Source organism: Psychrobacillus sp. FSL K6-2365 (assembly GCF_038003165.1).
Lineage (GTDB): Bacteria > Bacillota > Bacilli > Bacillales_A > Planococcaceae > Psychrobacillus > Psychrobacillus psychrodurans.
Genome location: NZ_JBBOOO010000001.1, coordinates 3,530,038 through 3,548,705, shown reverse-complemented (window position 1 = coordinate 3,548,705; position 18,668 = coordinate 3,530,038). Strand labels below are relative to the sequence as shown.

16 protein-coding genes, 1 rRNA gene and 1 riboswitch are annotated in these 18,668 nt (G+C 39.0%); of the genes, 16 read left to right on the top strand and 1 reads right to left on the bottom strand.

Translation table 11 applies throughout. From position 1 onward, the window contains the following. Positions 1-25 precede the first annotated feature (25 nt). Positions 26-141: ribosomal RNA gene (gene rrf / locus MKY29_RS17870) — 5S ribosomal RNA — on the top strand. A 1,106-nt stretch (positions 142-1,247) separates the two neighbouring features. Here rrf and MKY29_RS17865 read toward each other — a convergent pair. Beyond that, the gene (locus tag MKY29_RS17865; protein ID WP_090567962.1) at positions 1,248-1,574 is read right to left on the bottom strand and encodes a transposase; all 327 of its coding nucleotides are present in this window, start codon (positions 1,572-1,574) and stop codon (positions 1,248-1,250) included. A 225-nt stretch (positions 1,575-1,799) separates the two neighbouring features. Here MKY29_RS17865 and MKY29_RS17860 point away from each other — a divergent pair, with 225 nt between their 5' ends. From MKY29_RS17860 to MKY29_RS17790, 15 genes are all read left to right on the top strand, one after another. Further along, positions 1,800-2,381: a DUF2179 domain-containing protein gene (locus MKY29_RS17860; RefSeq protein WP_245402432.1), complete on the top strand. Its 582-nt coding sequence runs from the start codon at positions 1,800-1,802 to the stop codon at positions 2,379-2,381. Further along, complete coding sequence (locus MKY29_RS17855) at positions 2,378-2,563, top strand: NETI motif-containing protein (protein ID WP_340880420.1); 186 nt, start codon at positions 2,378-2,380, stop codon at positions 2,561-2,563. The genes MKY29_RS17860 and MKY29_RS17855 overlap by 4 nt, the downstream gene beginning before the upstream one ends. A 101-nt stretch (positions 2,564-2,664) precedes the next feature. Next, a riboswitch (purine riboswitch) is annotated at positions 2,665-2,764 on the top strand. A gap of 221 nt (positions 2,765-2,985) precedes the next feature. Next, positions 2,986-3,474: a 5-(carboxyamino)imidazole ribonucleotide mutase gene (gene purE, locus MKY29_RS17850; protein ID WP_090567971.1), complete on the top strand. Its 489-nt coding sequence runs from the start codon at positions 2,986-2,988 to the stop codon at positions 3,472-3,474. Next, a complete protein-coding gene (gene purK, locus MKY29_RS17845; RefSeq protein ID WP_340880419.1) occupies positions 3,471-4,592 on the top strand; it encodes a 5-(carboxyamino)imidazole ribonucleotide synthase in 1,122 nt (373 codons plus the stop codon). Before purE ends, purK begins: the two co-directional genes overlap by 4 nt. Before the next feature lie 16 nt (positions 4,593-4,608). After that, entirely contained in the window at positions 4,609-5,904 is a 1,296-nt protein-coding gene (gene purB, locus MKY29_RS17840) for an adenylosuccinate lyase (RefSeq protein WP_340880418.1), read from the top strand. A gap of 28 nt (positions 5,905-5,932) precedes the next feature. Next, positions 5,933-6,649 (top strand): phosphoribosylaminoimidazolesuccinocarboxamide synthase, encoded by a 717-nt coding sequence (purC, locus tag MKY29_RS17835; protein WP_093495228.1) that lies wholly within the window; start codon positions 5,933-5,935, stop codon positions 6,647-6,649. Further along, positions 6,646-6,900 carry a phosphoribosylformylglycinamidine synthase subunit PurS gene (gene purS, locus MKY29_RS17830; protein WP_340880417.1) on the top strand — a complete coding sequence of 85 codons (255 nt, stop codon included), beginning with the start codon at positions 6,646-6,648 and terminating at the stop codon, positions 6,898-6,900. Before purC ends, purS begins: the two co-directional genes overlap by 4 nt. Continuing rightward, positions 6,897-7,583, top strand: coding sequence for a phosphoribosylformylglycinamidine synthase subunit PurQ (gene purQ / locus MKY29_RS17825; RefSeq protein WP_340880416.1), 687 nt, complete (start codon positions 6,897-6,899; stop codon positions 7,581-7,583). The genes purS and purQ overlap by 4 nt, the downstream gene beginning before the upstream one ends. Continuing rightward, on the top strand, positions 7,567-9,798 hold the full coding sequence (gene purL, locus MKY29_RS17820; RefSeq protein WP_340880415.1) for a phosphoribosylformylglycinamidine synthase subunit PurL: 2,232 nt from the start codon (positions 7,567-7,569) through the stop codon (positions 9,796-9,798). Before purQ ends, purL begins: the two co-directional genes overlap by 17 nt. Then, positions 9,774-11,195 carry an amidophosphoribosyltransferase gene (gene purF, locus MKY29_RS17815; RefSeq protein WP_093495225.1) on the top strand — a complete coding sequence of 474 codons (1,422 nt, stop codon included), beginning with the start codon at positions 9,774-9,776 and terminating at the stop codon, positions 11,193-11,195. The genes purL and purF overlap by 25 nt, the downstream gene beginning before the upstream one ends. An 11-nt stretch (positions 11,196-11,206) precedes the next feature. Next, positions 11,207-12,262, top strand: coding sequence for a phosphoribosylformylglycinamidine cyclo-ligase (gene purM / locus MKY29_RS17810; protein WP_340880414.1), 1,056 nt, complete (start codon positions 11,207-11,209; stop codon positions 12,260-12,262). Further along, positions 12,262-12,837, top strand: a complete 576-nt coding sequence (purN, locus tag MKY29_RS17805; RefSeq protein WP_340880413.1) for a phosphoribosylglycinamide formyltransferase — start codon at positions 12,262-12,264, stop codon at positions 12,835-12,837. The genes purM and purN overlap by 1 nt, the downstream gene beginning before the upstream one ends. An 832-nt stretch (positions 12,838-13,669) precedes the next feature. Further along, positions 13,670-15,205 carry a bifunctional phosphoribosylaminoimidazolecarboxamide formyltransferase/IMP cyclohydrolase gene (gene purH, locus MKY29_RS17800; protein WP_340880412.1) on the top strand — a complete coding sequence of 512 codons (1,536 nt, stop codon included), beginning with the start codon at positions 13,670-13,672 and terminating at the stop codon, positions 15,203-15,205. A gap of 14 nt (positions 15,206-15,219) precedes the next feature. Beyond that, on the top strand, positions 15,220-16,479 hold the full coding sequence (gene purD, locus MKY29_RS17795) for a phosphoribosylamine--glycine ligase (protein ID WP_340880411.1): 1,260 nt from the start codon (positions 15,220-15,222) through the stop codon (positions 16,477-16,479). Between the two features lie 453 nt (positions 16,480-16,932). Beyond that, on the top strand, positions 16,933-18,663 hold the full coding sequence (locus MKY29_RS17790) for an adenine deaminase C-terminal domain-containing protein (RefSeq protein WP_340880888.1): 1,731 nt from the start codon (positions 16,933-16,935) through the stop codon (positions 18,661-18,663). The last annotated feature ends 5 nt before the right edge of the window (positions 18,664-18,668 follow it).

Sequence of the window (18,668 nt, the reverse complement as noted above, 5' to 3'; positions counted from 1 at the left end):
CGCCGTATATTGAAAGCCGAATGAGTCTAGTGATGATGGCGAAGAGGTCACACCCGTTCCCATACCGAACACGGAAGTTAAGCTCTTCAGCGCCGATGGTAGTTGGGGGTCTCCCCCTGTGAGAGTAGGACGTCGCTGGGCACAAAAGAGAAAGTCGTTACCGAATTATCGGTAACGGCTTTTTGTATTTAGAAATAAGCCGTATAAGCCGTAGGCAGTCTATCTCTATAAGAAAGTATGCGAGAAAGTAGAGGGGCAAAGAGTTCGAGGAAGCAAACGAGAGAGACTCGGAGCGTATAACATACGCGAGAATTGAACGAGTGCGGCTGACGAAGAAATCTGCCGTCCATCTGCTTTCGCAGCCCTGGACACGGAAGTAAAGCTCTTGCGCCGATGGTAGTTGGGGGTGGGGGTCTCCCCCTGTGAGAGTAGGACGTCGCTGGGCACAAAAGAGAAAGTCGTTACCGAATTATCGGTAACGACTTTTTTGTATTTAGAAATAAGCCGTATATGCCGTAGGCACTCTATCTATATAAGAAAGTATGCGAGAAAGTAGAGGGGCAAAGAGTTCAAGGAAGCAAATGAGAGAGACTCGGAGCGTATAACATACGCGAGAATTGAACGAGTGCGGCTGACGAAGAAATCTGCCGTCCATCTGCTTTCGCAGCCCTGGACACGGAAGTAAAGCTCTTGCGCCGATGATAGTTGGGGGTCTCCCCCAGTGAGAGTAGGACGTCGCTGGGCACCAAAGAAAAGTCGTTACCGAATTATCGGTAACGCATTTTTTGTATTTAGAAATAAGCCGTATATGCCGTAGGCAGTCTATCTCTATAAGAAAGTATGCGAGAAAGAAGAGGGGCAAAGAGTTCAAGGAAGCAAATGAGAGAGACTCGGAGCGTATAACATACGCGAGAATTGAACGAGTGCGGCTGACTAAGAAATCTGCCGTCCATCTGCTTTCGCAGCCCTGGACACGGAAGTAAAGCTCTTGCGCCGATGGTAGTTGGGGGTCTCCCCCTATGAGAGAGTAAGAGCCGCTGGCACTAAAGAAAAAGTAGGTACCGAGTTATCGGTACCTACTTTTTTGTATGTTGATATAAGAGAGTAAAAATTTCCGAGCTTAATTTCATTCTAGAGCACTATAGTCACTTTTAAAGAAAGAGTTTCTTCAATTTGCTACATGCTCACTCTATTCAGAATAGCAAATGGTTTTTATATAGTAGTTGCTAAGAATAAGAAAATATCTTTCAAAGCTTCTTTACCATTTTAGGATATGGAAGCTTTTTCAAGTGTATATAAATGGGAAGCTTTTTAAGCAACTCCAGTGCCTTCTGTTCATTGTATTTTTTTTCTATCTCTTTAAGTCGCATTATTTCTTCTTGTGAGTAGGAGGAGAAACCATTCTCTCCAGCTTCTTTAAATTTTCTTATCCATGTAGTGATTGAATTGACGCTTACATTCAATTCTAATGCTAGCTCTTTACGCCCTCGTCCATTTTTTAGAACTTCTAGAACTGCATACATCTTTTGTTCCTGAGTTGTTTGTGTATATCTTTTCCTAAATTGTCCATGCATTGTCTGATCCCCCTATTTTGAAATTGGTGACACTTTTACTAATCTTCATGAAATAAGAGTACAACTATTCTTCATTTTAACACTTCACTCAATTAGTGTATTGTACTACCTATTATATAATTTGTCATCAGAATATTTAAAATTTATTAGAAGTATAGTCAAAATTACTGTTTAAAACACTCGTTATAGCTTGAATTCCTTGAAATTGTGACTCTATATGCGATAATGAAGAACAATATAAAACAAATAGTAGGAGTTGGTTGGGTGGATTCATCAGCAATTTTGATGGTAGTTATAATTTTTGTTATCAATATTGTCTACGTGACATTCTTTACTTTGCGAATGATTCTTACACTGAAGGGTTACCGCTATATTGCTGCTTTAATAAGTATGGTAGAAGTGGTTATATATATAGTAGGGCTGGGTTTAGTTTTAGATAATTTAAATGAAGTTCAAAACTTGATTGCTTATGCGGTAGGATATGGAACAGGAGTTATCATTGGTACTAAAATTGAAGAGAAAATGGCACTTGGTTATATTATGGTTAATGCGATCTCCACAGAAATGGAATTAAAATTACCAGAAATTTTAAGAGCAGAAGGCTATGGTGTGACAGATTGGCAAGCAAATGGGCGTGAAGGGAATAGACAAGCTCTTCAAATCTTAACTCCTCGTAAATACGAGTTAAAGCTATATATGAGACTTAAAGAACTTGATCCGAAAATATTTATCATCGCATATGAAGCTAAAACGATTCACGGTGGATTTTGGGTTAAATCAGTGAAGAAAGGAAAATTATTTAAATGAAGAAAGAGACAAAATGGTTTGAAGTGGGAGAGAATGAAAGCGTTACAGAGTGTATAGAAAGAATGACTAGAGATGGTTTCCAGATCGCTGGACGGAGAGAGGAACCGCTTTTTGCAGAGGTTGATGGTCAACCTATTCCGGTAAGACAATTAATAATGTTAAAAGGAATTAAAGAAATATAATAGCGATAATTAGACCTAAAACCGAACATTAAAGTTATCTGAAAATTAATCGTTCGTATTTAAGCGTTGACGTCTTCCATTTAACTTGTTAAAATATGAATAGAAATAGACGATTATATCCCCATATATGCTAAAGGATTGGCTTTAGCGTCTCTACCAAGTCACCGTAATGACTGGACTATGAGGGAAAGCGACTTATGGATACTGCAAAAGGATGTGTTTGTTTATGTTTTTTCCGACACAAACTGGGCATTTATGTTCCCTAAGTAAACTGCTTTTCTTTCATAGAGAGAAAGTAGTTTATTTGGGGAATTTTTTATGCTTACAACATTTATGCCTTAGGTTAATCCATTAAGCTCGATGTAATCGCCTGAGTTTTAGTTTCGATGCCGAGGTGAATTTGACAGAAGGGACGATAAATTTTGAATACAAAAATTGGTGTGATAATGGGTAGTTCTAGTGACTGGGAGACAATGAAATATAGCTGCGAGATTCTTGAAGAGCTTCATATACCTTATGAAAAACGAGTAGTATCTGCACATCGAACACCAGATTTAATGTTTGAATATGCAGAGGAAGCAAGATCACGCGGAATACAGGTCATTATTGCAGGAGCTGGAGGCGCAGCGCATTTACCAGGTATGGTTGCGGCTAAGACAACACTTCCGGTTATCGGGGTGCCAGTTCAATCTAAAGCACTAAACGGATTAGATTCATTATTATCGATTGTTCAAATGCCAGGTGGAGTGCCGGTGGCAACCGTTGCAATTGGAAAGGCTGGAGCTACAAATGCAGGATTACTTGCCGCTCAAATCCTTTCTATCCTAGATCATGAGTTAGCAGAACGTCTGGAAAAGCGAAGAGAAGATACGAAAAACAAAGTATTTGAAAGCAATGGTGAGCTTCAATGACAAAAGTTATTTATCCGGGACAGACGATAGGAATAATTGGTGGAGGGCAGCTTGGTAGAATGATGGCATTAGCTGCAAAGGAAGCTGGATTTAAGGTAGCAGTTTTAGATCCTATGATAGATTCACCTTGCGGACAGGTTTCCGATATACAGATTGTTGCGTCATACAATGACGAGGCTGCGTTAGAGGAGTTAGCAGAGGTAAGTGATGTCATAACTTATGAGTTTGAGAATATAGATTATGCTGGATTAAAAAGACTATCAGAGATTGCTTATGTTCCTCAAGGAGCGGAATTAGTGAGAATTACACAAGATCGTATTCTTGAAAAAACAGAAATTCAGGCAGCTGGCGTGCCAGTTGCGAAATTTGTCGAAGCTAGTACGTATGAAGAGCTAGAACAAAGAATCGATAAAGTCGGCTTTCCATGCGTAGTCAAAACCTCTCGTGGAGGATATGACGGCAAAGGGCAGCAAACAATTCAATCGAAGGAACAACTAACCTTAGCTAAAAATTTGTTTGCTCATTCTGCATGTATCGCAGAGGCATTTGTACAATTTACTAAAGAAATTTCGGTCATTGTACAGCGCAATGGAAATGGTGAAACATACTGCTTACCAATTGGTGAAAATATTCATGTAAATCATATTTTGCACGAAACGATTGTTCCAGCGCGTATTGATGAATCACTTGCTTCAATGGCAATAGAGGCTGCTGAAAAAATTGCTAACCATCTAAATTTAATAGGCACACTTGCGGTTGAAATGTTCGTTTTAGAGAATAATAAATTATTAATAAACGAATTGGCACCAAGACCACATAACTCTGGCCATTACTCGATTGAAACATGCAATATTTCTCAATTCCATCAGCATGTAAGAGCAATCTGCGGATGGCCACTAAGAGAACCAAAACTTTGGACAGGAACAGTTATGGTGAACATATTGGGACAGCATGTGATTCCTGTGACGAATAATCTTTCCAAATACCCCAACTGGTCAATTCATTTATATGGTAAAAACGAAGCGAAAGAGAATAGAAAGATGGGACATGTCACCATCCTATCATCAGATATTGAACAGACATTAATGGAGATAGAACAATCTAAAATTTGGTTATAGCCTAGGAGGAAGTTAAATGATAGAACGTTATACACGCCCGGAAATGGGAGCAATTTGGACAGAACAAAATAAATATAATGCATGGTTAGAAGTAGAAATTCTTGCCTGTGAAGCTTGGGCTGAAATTGGAGATATTCCTAAAGAAGACACAGTTCTTCTTCGTAAAAATGCTTCTTTCGACGTAGACCGTATTTTAGAAATTGAAAAAGAAACTAGACATGACGTAGTAGCGTTCACTCGTGCCGTATCAGAAACTTTAGGAGAAGAGCGCAAGTGGGTACATTACGGTCTGACTTCTACTGACGTAGTAGATACAGCTCTTTCTTATATTATTAAACAAGCAAATGTTATTTTACGTAAAGATATTGAAAACTTTATCGAAATCTTAGAAAACAAAGCAAAAGAGCATAAATACACAGTAATGATGGGACGTACGCATGGAGTTCATGCAGAGCCAACTACTCTCGGACTAAAGCTAGCTCTATGGACTGAGGAAATGAAACGTAACCTAGAACGATTTGAAGCTGCTGCAAAAGTAATTGAAACAGGTAAAATGTCCGGTGCTGTTGGAACATATGCAAATATTGATCCGTTTGTAGAGCAATATGTATGTGAAAAATTAGGTTTAGCCGCATCACCAATTTCTACTCAAACATTACAACGTGATCGTCATGCACAATACTTAAGTGTTATCGCATTAGTTGCTACATCAATCGAGAAATTTGCTACAGAAATTCGTGGTCTTCAAAAATCAGAAACACGTGAAGTAGAGGAATTCTTCTCAAAAGGTCAAAAAGGTTCTTCTGCAATGCCACATAAGCGTAATCCTATTGGGTCTGAAAACATGGTTGGGTTATCAAGACTTATCCGAGGCTACATGATGACGGCATATGAAAATGTTGCTTTATGGCATGAAAGAGATATTTCTCATTCGTCTGCAGAACGAGTAATCTTACCTGATGCAACAATTGCACTTAACTATATGTTAAACCGCTTTGGTAATATTGTGAAAAACTTAACTGTGTTCCCAGAAAACATGAAACGCAATATGGATTCAACTTTAGGTCTAATATACTCTCAACGAGTTTTGTTAGCATTAATTGATAAAGGGCTAGCTCGTGAAACGGCATATGATACTGTACAACCACTTGCGATGCAAGCGTGGGAGTCTCAAACTGCTTTCCGTACTTTTGTAGATGCGAATGAGCAAGTTACTTCATTGTTATCAAAAGAAGAGCTAGATGATTGCTTTGACTATAACTATCACATTCAACATGTAGATATGATTTTTGAACGTTTAGGACTTAACTAAGCTTTAAATTGATTAGGGGGAATTGAAAGTGGAAAAAGGTCGCCTATTATACGAAGGTAAAGCAAAACAATTATTCGAAACAGAGGATGAAAATATCCTCTTTGTATCATATAAGGACAGTGCTACAGCATTTAACGGTGAGAAAAAGGAAAACATCGATGGAAAAGGTATTTTAAACAATAAAATCACTACTATCCTTTTTGAGCAGTTAAAAAGTCAAGGAATTGAATCCCACTTTGTAGAACAAATCTCAGACAATGAGCAACTTGTTCGCAAAGTGGATATCATTCCACTTGAAGTAGTAGTCCGTAATATTGCAGCTGGTAGTCTATCAAAGAGATTAGGAATTAAAGAGGGAACACCTTTAAAGCACACTATCGTGGAATTTTATTACAAGGATGATGAACTCGGAGATCCTTTATTAACAAATGCTCATCTAGAATTACTAGCACTTGCTACACCAGAGGAAATAGATACCCTTCAATCAAAAGCATTAGAAATCAATCAAGTGCTGATGCCCATTTTCAAGGAAATAGGAGTTACCCTAATCGATTTTAAACTAGAGTTTGGAAAAACAGCAAACGGAGAAATCCTACTTGCGGATGAAATTTCTCCCGACACTTGTAGATTGTGGGACGACAAAACAAATAACAAACTAGACAAAGATGTGTTTAGACGTAATTTAGGAAGCTTAACAGAAGTTTATGAAATAATACTTTCCCGCCTAGGAGGATTATCAAAATGAAAAAAGTTAAAGTATATGTGACATTACGTGAAAGTGTTTTAGATCCACAAGGTTCTGCAGTTATGGGAGCTCTTCACTCGATGGACTATAAAGAAGTGAAGGACGTTCGTATAGGGAAATTTTTAGAGCTTCAAATTGAAGAGGGAACACGTGACATAGATTCAATAATAAAGGAAATGTGTGAAAAGCTTTTAGCTAATACAGTAATCGAAGACTATCGTTATGAAGTTGAGGAGGCTGTAAGCAAATGAAGTTTGCGGTAATCGTATTTCCTGGATCGAACTGTGATTTAGATATGTATCACGCGATCAAAGACGAGCTTGGAGAAGAAGTAGAATATGTTTGGCATGATGCAAAAGATTTAAGCAGTTTTGATGGTATTTTATTGCCAGGCGGATTCTCATACGGCGATTATTTACGCTGTGGAGCTATGGCTAACCAATCAAATGTTATGTCAGAAGTCATTAAAGCAGCTGAGGCTGGTAAACCTGTTCTAGGTATTTGTAATGGATTCCAAGTGCTAACAGAAGCCGGATTACTACCTGGAGCCCTTCTACGCAATAAAAACCTAAAATTCATGTGTCGTACAGTTGACTTAAAAGTCGTGAACAATGAAACTCAGTTTACAACTGTATATGAAAAAGACGAAATAATTCAAATTCCAATTGCACATGGTGAAGGAAACTATTATTGCGACGAAGAAACACTTGCTAGATTAAAAGCTAACAATCAAATTGTTTTTAAATACGCATCAGAGGGTCCTAATGGAAGCATTGAGGATATCGCAGGTATTGTCAATGAAAAGGGAAATGTCCTTGGTATGATGCCACATCCAGAACGCGCTGTAAATGAACTAATAGGTGGATCAGATGGATTAGCATTATTCAAATCAATAGTGAAACAGTGGAGGGAAACTCATGTCAGTCATGCTTGAACCAAATCCAACGCAAATTAAAGAACAAAAAATATATGCTCAAATGGGTATGTCAGATTCAGAATTTGAAATGGTTGAGGAAATTCTTGGTCGTCTACCGAACTATACTGAAACTGGGTTATTTTCAGTTATGTGGTCGGAGCATTGTTCGTATAAAAACTCTAAACCTGTTTTAAGTAAGTTCCCTACAAAAGGGAAACATGTTTTACAAGGACCGGGTGAAGGTGCTGGAATTGTTGATATTGGCGATGGTCAAGCAGTCGTATTCAAAATGGAGTCTCATAATCATCCATCTGCGATTGAACCTTATCAAGGTGCAGCAACAGGCGTAGGCGGTATTATCCGTGATGTTTTTTCAATGGGAGCACGTCCAATTGCAATGCTAAATTCACTTCGCTTTGGAGAACTCAAGACTCCACGTGTGAAATACTTATTTGAAGAGGTAGTAGCTGGTATAGCTGGTTATGGTAACTGCATAGGAATTCCAACAGTAGGCGGAGAAATTCAATTTGACGACTGTTACGAAGGAAATCCACTTGTTAATGCAATGTGTGTTGGACTGATCAATCATGAGGATATTCAAAAAGGGATAGCAGCAGGTGAAGGTAATACAGTAATGTATGCTGGAGCAAAAACTGGACGTGACGGTATTCATGGTGCAACATTTGCATCGGAAGAGTTAACTGAAGCTTCTGAAGAAAAACGTCCAGCCGTTCAAGTAGGAGATCCTTTCATGGAGAAACTTCTATTAGAGGCTTGTTTAGAAGTGATTAAATCGGATGCATTAATTGGTATTCAAGATATGGGAGCAGCAGGATTAACTTCCTCGTCTGCAGAAATGGCTTCTAAAGCTGGCTTCGGTGTAGAAATGAACTTAGATTTCGTACCACAACGTGAAACTGGGATGACAGCCTATGAAATGATGCTTTCTGAATCACAGGAACGTATGCTAATCGTTGTGAAAAAAGGCCGTGAAGATGAGATTGTTAAAATCTTTGAAAAATATGACCTAGATTGTGTAGCGGTTGGTAAAGTTACAAGTGATAAAATGCTTCGTTTAATTCATAACGGAGAAATAGTAGCAAATGTACCTGCAGATGCACTTGCAGAAGAAGCACCAGTTTACTATAAACCCTCATCAGTACCTGCTTACTATACAGAATTCCAAGCGTTGGAAAATGTAGAGCCTGCAGTGTCAGATTATAAAGAGACTTTACTAAATCTACTTCAACAACCTACAATTGCTTCTAAAGAATGGGTTTACGATCAATACGATTATCAAGTACGCACAAGTACAGTTGTAACACCTGGTTCAGATGCTGCGGTAGTTCGAGTTCGTGGGACTAATAAAGGACTTGCTATGACAACAGATTGTAATTCACGTTATATCTATTTAGACCCAGTTGTTGGCGGTAAGATTGCGGTAGCTGAAGCTGCTCGAAATGTTGTTTGTTCAGGTGCAAAACCGCTTGCTATTACGGACTGTTTAAACTTTGGTAACCCAGAGAATCCAGAAATCTTCTGGCAAATTGAGAAATCAGCAGACGGTATTTCTGAGGCATGTATTGCATTAGAATCACCAGTAATCGGTGGGAATGTATCTTTATATAACGAACGTAGTGGGACTGCGGTTTATCCAACACCAACAATTGGCATGGTTGGACTTGTAGAAGACCTTGCACATGTAACGACCCAATCGGTGAAACAAATTGGAGATATTGTATACGTAATTGGTGAAACAAAAACAGAATTTGGTGGATCAGAGCTTCAAAAATTAGTAGAAAAACGTATTTTTGGACAAGCACCATCAATCGATTTAGAAGTAGAAGTAGCACGTCAAAAAGCTCTTTTAAACGCAATCAAATCTGAGGTTGTACAGTCTGCACATGATATCTCGGAGGGTGGATTTGCAGTAGCTTTAGCTGAAAAAGCTTTCGGTGCTACTGGTCTTGGAGTAGAAGTAACTATTACTGGATCGGCTACAAGTGCGTTATTCAGTGAATCTCAATCACGCTTTATCGTAACGGTAAAACCTGAACATGCTAAGAAGTTTGAAGAAATCGTAGCAGATGCAGTACAAATTGGTACAGTAACTGATTCTAATAATATAGTAATCTCACATGAAGACGGAACTACTTGGATTAGCGGTTCTGTTGATGAATTCCGTTCCGCTTGGAAAGGAGCAATATCATGCTTGCTGAACTCAGAGGCTTAAACGAAGAATGTGGTGTATTCGGGATATGGGGACATCCAAATCCTGCAGCCATGACTTATTATGGATTACACGCACTTCAACACAGGGGGCAAGAAGGTGCTGGAATTATCGTGACGGATGGCAAGTACCTACGTGCAGTAAAAGGGGAAGGTCTAGTAAACGATGTATTTAATAACGGCAAACTAGAGAAATTAGAGGGGCATGCTGCAATAGGCCATGTTCGCTATGCTACCTCTGGTGGCTCTGGCATTGAAAATGTTCAGCCTTTGTTATTTAATTCGACAACTGGAGGCCTTGCGATTGCACACAACGGGAATATCGTAAATGCAACTCGTTTAAAACGTAACTTAGAGCAGCAGGGTAGTATTTTCCAAACAACATCTGATACAGAAGTTCTTGCGCATTTGTTGAAGAAGAGTAATCTTGCTTCATTTGAAGATCGTGCAAAACAAGCATTACGCTTATTAGATGGAGCTTTTGCTGTTATTATCATGACCGAGCATGCTATGTATGTGGCGCAGGATCCACAGGGCATGCGACCTCTTTCTTTAGGGATGTTAGACGGTGCATGGGTAGTTGCATCTGAAACAAGTGCATTCGATTTAATTGGTGCAGAGTTGGTCCGTTCGATTGACCCAGGTGAATTATTAGTAATAAATGAAGAAGGTTGTCGTTCAGAGCGTTATGTAGAAAAAAAAGACCGTGCTATTTGTACGATGGAGTATGTCTACTTTTCTCGTCCTGATTCAGATATTGATGGTATTAATATTCATATGGCTAGAAAACGTCTTGGTAAGCAGCTTGCAAAAGAATTATCTATTGATGCAGACGTTGTAACAGGTGTACCAGATTCAAGTATTTCTGCTGCCATTGGTTTTTCAGAGGCTACAGGTATTCCTTATGAGCTTGGTCTTATTAAAAATCGTTATGTTGGCAGAACATTTATTCAGCCATCACAAGACCTGCGTGAGCGTGGTGTCAAGATGAAGCTGTCACCAGTACGTCAGGTTGTGAATGGCAAACGGGTAGTTATGGTAGATGATTCAATTGTTCGTGGAACTACTTCTCGTCGCATTGTGAAAATGTTGAAGGAAGCTGGAGCAACAGAAGTTCATGTTGTTATTAGCTCTCCTCCTTTAAAGAATCCTTGTTTTTATGGCATTGATATTAGTTCGGATTCTGAACTGATTGCTGCTAATAATACAATTGATGAGATGTGTGAATTGATCGGAGCGGATTCGTTAACATTCTTATCGGTTGAAGGAATGGTAGAGGCAATTGGAAGATCAGATGCTGAAAAAAACTGTGGGCAATGCTTAGCATGCTTCACTGGAGAATATCCGACAAGTATTTACGCGGATACGAAATTACCACATGAAAAAGAGCTTGTTCGATAGGAGGATTTTACATGTCAAAAGCATATGAAAAAGCAGGCGTTAATATTGAAGCTGGATATGAAGCCGTGCAAAGAATGAAATCACATGTCGAGCGTACAGCTAGAAAAGGAATCATGGGCACTTTCGGTGGTTTCGGTGGGATGTTCGATTTATCTTCATTGAATTATAAGGAACCTGTTTTGATCTCTGGAACAGATGGTGTTGGAACAAAATTGAAGCTTGCATTTATGACAGATTCACACGATACAATCGGTGTAGACTGTGTAGCAATGTGTGTTAATGATATCGTAGCACAAGGGGCCGAGCCTTTATTTTTCTTAGATTACGTAGCAGTTGGTAAAGCTGTTCCTGAAAGAATTGAACAAATTGTTAAAGGGGTAGCAGACGGCTGTGTACAATCCGGAGCAGCATTAATCGGTGGAGAAACAGCGGAAATGCCTGGTCTTTACGAGGAAGATGAGTATGATCTTGCAGGATTTGCAGTAGGAGCTTGTGAAAAATCAAAAATCGTAACAGGCGAGAATATTGCAGAAGGCGATGTGTTAGTAGGTATTGCCTCAAGCGGTGTTCATTCAAATGGATATTCACTTGTACGCAAAATTGTATTTGAAGAGCGAGGCTACTCTCCGAGTGATGTTGTGGAAGGATATGAGGCGTTGGGTGAAATTGGTAAAGCCCTTTTAACCCCTACGAAAATTTATGCAAAGCCTATAATGGAAATGCATCAAGAGCTTTTTATTCATGGGATGGCACATGTGACTGGCGGAGGGTTTTACGAAAATCTACCACGGATGATGCCTGATGGTCTAGCCGTTGAAGTTGAACTGGGTTCATGGGAAGTGCTGCCTGTATTTGATTTCTTAAAAGAAAAGGGCGAGCTAGCGGACCGTGATTTATATAATGTGTTTAATATGGGGATAGGCTTTGTACTTGCACTTTCTACAGAAGAAGCGGAAAAAGCAATTTCTATTGCTGAAGCTCATGGAGAAAAGGCATTTACAATTGGTCGTGTTGTGAAAGGTGAAGGGGTAATCTTCAACGGAACACATGACGGGAGCTTAGTATAATGACCGAAGTAGTAACGAAATTTGCTGTATTTGCATCAGGAAGTGGTACAAACTTTCAGGCTATTTATGATGCAGTGAAACAAGGAAAACTCACTGGTGAAGCAGTGCTAGTAGTTACAGATAAGCCAGATGCTTTTATAGTAGAACGTGCCGAGAAAGCGGACATAGCTACGTTGGCTATTAAGCCTTCAAGTTTTTCTTCCAAGTCAGCTTATGAACAAGCAATTTTAGAAAAACTAACCGAACTAAACGTGGAATGGATTGTCCTTGCAGGATATATGCGACTGATTGGAGATGTTTTATTAGAAGCATTTCCAAATCGAATTATCAATATCCATCCTTCTTTACTACCCGCATTTCCGGGAAAAGATGCCATCGGACAAGCTATGGAGCACGGAGTAAAGGTAACTGGAGTCACGGTTCACTATGTGGACGCAGGTATGGATACTGGCACTATCATAGCACAGCAAGCAGTAGAGGTAGTGGAAGGCGATAGAGTACAAACCGAAAAACGAATCCATGAAGTAGAGCATGCATTATATACGAAAGCTTTACAGCAGTTGTTTGGGAAGTAATTAATACTTAGGATGTGCGCCATACATGCCGCAAGAGCACGAAGAATGAGACTTCAAAAAGGATGTAGGGGCAGAAGCCGACTCATCCTTGAAAGCGAAGTGTGCGGCAGTGCATAGTCGTAAAAATAGTCATTTAAATGCAAGTAGTTGCTTTACTTGCTTTGGCATGTTAGTTACTTGCGTTTAGCATAGCAATACTTGCTTAACTTTATAAGATACTTGCGCTTATGATACGGTTACTTGCTCTCTGGAATGATTTACTTACGTAGCGGTAAAAATATCCATTTAATCGGTTTACAGCAGCGCATAGCCGTAAAAATAGTCATCAAAAGGCAAATATTTTGTTTTACTTGCTTTGGCACGTTAGTTACTTGCGTTTAGCATAGCAATACTTGCTTAACTTTATAAGATACTTGCGCTTATGATACGGTTACTTGCTCTCGGGTATGATTTACTTGCGTAGCGGTAAAAATATCCATTTCATTCGATGTAGCAGCACTTGTTTACAAGTGCGACAGGCTTTAGCCGTAAAAAGTCATCAAAAGGCAAATATTTTTTTTACTTGCTTTGGCACGCTAGTTACTTGCGTTTAGCATAACAATACTTGCTGAACTTGATAAGATACTTGCGCTTATGATACGGTTACTTGCTCTTAGTTATGTTTTACTTGCGTAGTGGTAAAAATATCCATCTGCTAACTGTATTGCAACTCTTGTTTGCGGATGCTGCAGCGCACATCCAGCTTAGTGGCAATGATTAAGTTCTAATCTCAGCGGTAATATTCCAATAGCAATGAACACAAATAGAACTACCAATTTAAGGAGGAATTATGGTGTCAAAACGTGCGTTAATTAGTCTTTCAGATAAATCAGGAATTCTCGAGTTTGCAAAAGAGTTGGAACTACTTGGCTATGAAATTTTATCAACTGGTGGAACGAAATCATTTTTAGAACAAAATGGTGTGGCAATTACATCAGTAGACCAAGTTACGAACTTTCCAGAAATTTTGGATGGTCGAGTAAAAACATTGAACCCAATGATACATGGTGGTTTATTGGCAAAGCATGACGACCCTTCACACCAAGCACAGCTAGAAGAGCATCAAATAACTCCTATTCAAGTAGTTTGTGTAAATTTATATCCTTTCCGTGAAACGATTTCCAAACAAGATGTGACATTTGAAGATGCTATTGAAAATATTGATATCGGCGGACCATCAATGCTTCGTTCAGCAGCGAAAAATCATCAGTACGTAACAGTTATAACAGATGCATCTGACTATGCTGAAGTACTTGCACAGTTAAAAGAGAGTGGTGAGACGACACTTGAAACAAGACGCAAACTTGCTGCAAAAGTGTTCCGTCACACTGCTGCATACGATACATTGATTGCTGGCTATATGACCGATTTAGCTGGTGAAGAATTCCCAGAATTGTTGACACTTACATATGAACGAAAGCAATCTTTACGTTATGGTGAAAATCCTCATCAACAAGCAGCATTTTACAAACGACCACTTGGTTCTGATTTTTCGATTGCTTCTGCAACACAACTGCATGGTAAAGAGCTATCCTATAATAATATCCAGGATGCTAATGCAGCTATTCAAATCGTAAAAGAGTTTAAACTTCCAGCTGCAGTAGCGGTGAAACACATGAATCCGTGTGGTGTTGGGACAGGCGAAACAATTTCGGATGCTTTCAATAAAGCCTATGAAGCAGATTCAACGTCTATCTTTGGTGGGATTGTTGCATTAAATCGAGAAGTAGATGCAGCAACTGCAAAAGTATTAGCAGGTATTTTCTTAGAAATTATTATAGCTCCTTCATTTTCAGATGAGGCAATTGCTATGCTTACAGCGAAAAAGAACATTCGCCTTTTGACTATTTCTTATGAGCAAACGAAAAAGGATGCGTGGAATACAGTATCTGTGGAGGGGGGATTACTTGTTCAATCCCCTGATACATTCGGGTTAAAGGATGCAGATGTAAAAGTAGTAACCGATCGGGAGCCAACTGCCGATGAATGGAAAGCATTAGAGCTTGGTTGGAGCGTAGTTAAACACGTTAAATCTAATGCAATCGTAGTAGCAACTGAAGATATGACCATTGGTGTTGGTGCAGGCCAGATGAACCGTGTAGGCTCAGCTAAAATTGCTTTAGAGCAAGCGGGACAACGTGCAATAGGAGCAGGTCTTGCTTCAGATGCATTTTTCCCAATGAACGATACAGTGGAGATAGCTGCTAAAGCAGGTATTACAGCTATTATTCAAACAGGTGGGTCAGTGAAAGACCAAGATTCTATCGACAAAGCGAATGAATATGGTATTGCGATGGTATTCACTGGCGTTCGTCATTTCAAACACTAAGGAGGAATATCTAGATGAATATTCTCGTAATTGGTAGTGGTGGCCGTGAGCATGCAATAGCCAAACAATTCATGGATTCACCTTCAGTTGAAAATGTATTTGTAGCTCCGGGTAATGACGGCATAGCAAGGGATGTTCAGATTGTTCCCATTGATGTGCTGGCTTTTGAAGAACTGGCAACCTTCGCAAAGGATAATAACATTGACTTAACATTTGTAGGACCAGAGCAACCACTGGCAGCCGGCATCGTAGATTATTTTGAAGCAGAAGGTTTACGAATATTTGGTCCCACAAAAGCAGCAGCTCAAATTGAAGGAAGTAAGGCGTTCGCAAAAGAAATTATGGATAAATACAATATTCCTACAGCTGCGTATGAAACTTTCACAGAGGTAGCTAGTGCGAAGGCATATATTGAAAAGCTAGGAGCTCCAATTGTTGTAAAAGCAGATGGACTTGCAGCTGGTAAAGGTGTCGTAGTTGCCATGACAGTGGAAGAGGCAAACCAAGCTGTGGAAGACATGATTGGTAATCAGTTATACGGAGAGTCCTCATCACGAGTAGTTATTGAAGAGTTTTTAGCCGGAGAAGAATTCTCTTTTATGTCATTCGTCCATAAAGGACAAATTTATCCAATGGTCATCGCACAGGATCATAAGCGTGCTTATGATGGCGATAAAGGACCGAATACAGGGGGAATGGGTGCTTATTCACCAGTTCCACAAATCTCATCGGACATAGTTGACAGAGCGTACGAAACTGTCATAGTTCCAACTGTGAAAGCAATGACAGCAGAAGGAATCACTTTTACAGGTATTCTTTATGCAGGATTGATATTGACGAATGAAGGACCAAAAGTAATCGAGTTCAACGCGCGTTTCGGAGACCCGGAGACGCAAGTAGTATTGCCCCGAATGACGAGTGATTTTGGAAAGTTCATGTTAGCCTTGATGAATGAAACACCATTTGAATTAACATGGTCAGATGAAGCGGTGCTTGGTGTTGTAATCGCATCTGAGGGTTACCCTGCTGACGTGAAAAAAGGTGCTAAGCTTCCAGATTTAACTACATTAACTAGCGCAGGATTATATGTTTTCCACGCCGGGACTAAAGTAGAAGACGAAGACTTTATAGCTAATGGAGGACGTGTCATCCTCGTGGCAGCGAGCGAGTCTACTTTAAAGGAAGCACAACAAAAAGTATATGAAGGCTTAGCTGATTTTGAATGGAATGGTCTATTCTATCGTAAAGATATTGGCTGGCGTACATTTCAATAATTGACGATCAGGCAAAGAAAAACGATATGTTTTTCTTTGCTTTTTTAAAGGAAGTATATAAAAGTCTCTCTTGAATATAATCCAGCAATGATTTCCGTGGGATTTACACATTTATGCTATAAAATAGTAAACTAATTTTGGCGAAAATATCCTTCCAACAGTATATATAGACATATAGCAAGTAGCCTACAGAAGGAAACAAGTAATGATAAAATAAAATTGAATCAGTCATAAATGTTCAAGCCTGTCGAAGTCTACTGAAAACGCTAGAAATAGTTTTTAACTTAAAGAATTGTGACTCCATTTTGTTAGTTTTACATGTTGATTTCAAGCCTTTATTTCCTAACTTTACCATTTTATTTCCCTGAATTTAAAATTCGCTACTTTGCTTTACTAAAGTACTATGCTAATATTATTTTTATGAGTAAACAAAAAGAAAGGAGAATGGATGGAATGCAATATCCCATTTGGAAGATTGAAGAAATAAGGCATCAGCTCGATGTGGTCAATGGAACGCAGTCACCAGACATTGTTATTACTAATGCAACGTTTCTGCATAGTCATTTAAAGAAATGGATTACAGGAAACATTTGGATTGTAAAAGATCGGATTGTTTATACGGGTTCTGAAATGCCGTTAGTTTCCGAACAAACAGAGGTATATGATGCAACTGGTCAAAAAATTGTACCGGGTTATATTGAGCCTCATGTACATCCATTCCAGCTTTATAATCCACTAACATTTGCAGATTATGCTGCTCAATTAGGAACGACTACATTTATCGCAGATAACTTAACTTTTTTCTTGATGCTTGAAAATAAGAAAGCGTTTTCATTTATAGATGAACTACAAAAAAGGCCATTTTCTTTTTATTGGTGGGCACGTTTTGATTCTCAAACGGAGTTAGAGAATGAAGAAGAATTGTTTACTTCAAAAACGGTAGGAGAATGGATAAAGCGTCATGATGTCATAATGGGCGGTGAGTTGACAGGTTGGCCACGCTTACTTTCAGGTGATGATCAAATGCTTTATTGGCTGCAGCAAGCTAAGACAAATGGTATGAAAATTGAAGGGCATTTTCCTGGAGCCTCTGAGCGCACGCTTGCAAGGATGCGTTTATTAGGAGCAGATGGAGATCATGAGGCGATGACTATTGAAGAAGTGGAGCGCCGTATTCTTCATGGATATGCAGTAACACTCCGTCATTCGTCGATACGTCCAGATTTACCACAACTATTAAAGGATATTTTAGAAAAAGATCTTCATATTTTTGATCATTTAATGATGACGACAGATGGAGCAACTCCTTCGTTTCATGTGGATGGAGTTATGGATAAATGCATTCAAGTTGCACTTGATGCAGGAGTGAAACCGATTGATGCATATTTGATGGCATCCTTTAATGTGGCGAAATATTATAATTTGTCTAATTTACATGGCGTAATTGCAACGGGACGTTTTGCAAATCTCAATTTCTTAAAGGATGAGCAAAGTCCTGTCCCATTAAGTGTATTATCCAAAGGAGTATGGTTGAAGAAAGAGCAACAAAAGACGAGAACATTAGAGCCAATTGACTGGTCTCCTATGCCAGACTTAAACTTGTCGTTTGATGTATCAGAAGCAGACTTTCAGTTCTCGATACCGTTTGGTATAGAAATGGTAAATGATGTAATTACTAAACCCTATTCCATCTCATTTGATACAACCGACATCGAGCTATCAAAAGATCACGATGAAAGTTTTCTATTGTTATTAGACCGTAAAGGGAAGTGGAAGGTATCCACACTTATTAAAGGTTTCGCAACTTCTCTAATGGGCTTCGCTTCTTCGTACTCTAATACAGGAGATATTATATTAATTGGGAAGAATAAAAAAAGTATGCAACAAGCCTTTAGGGAAGTTAAGAAAATGAATGGTGGAATAGTCATTGTAGAAGATGAGCAAGTTGTTTGTTCTATTGAACTTCCAATAGGCGGAGTACTTTCTAATAAGTCAGTAGAAGAATTAATAGAAGAAGAGCTAGTATTAAAAAAAGAACTAGCTAATAGAGGATTTAAGCATGGGGATGCGATTTATACATTGTTATTTCTACAAGCGACACACTTACCATATGTAAGGATTACGCAAAGAGGAATTTTTGATGTGATGAAAAAACAAGTATTATTTCCAGCATTAATGAGGTAGGGGGA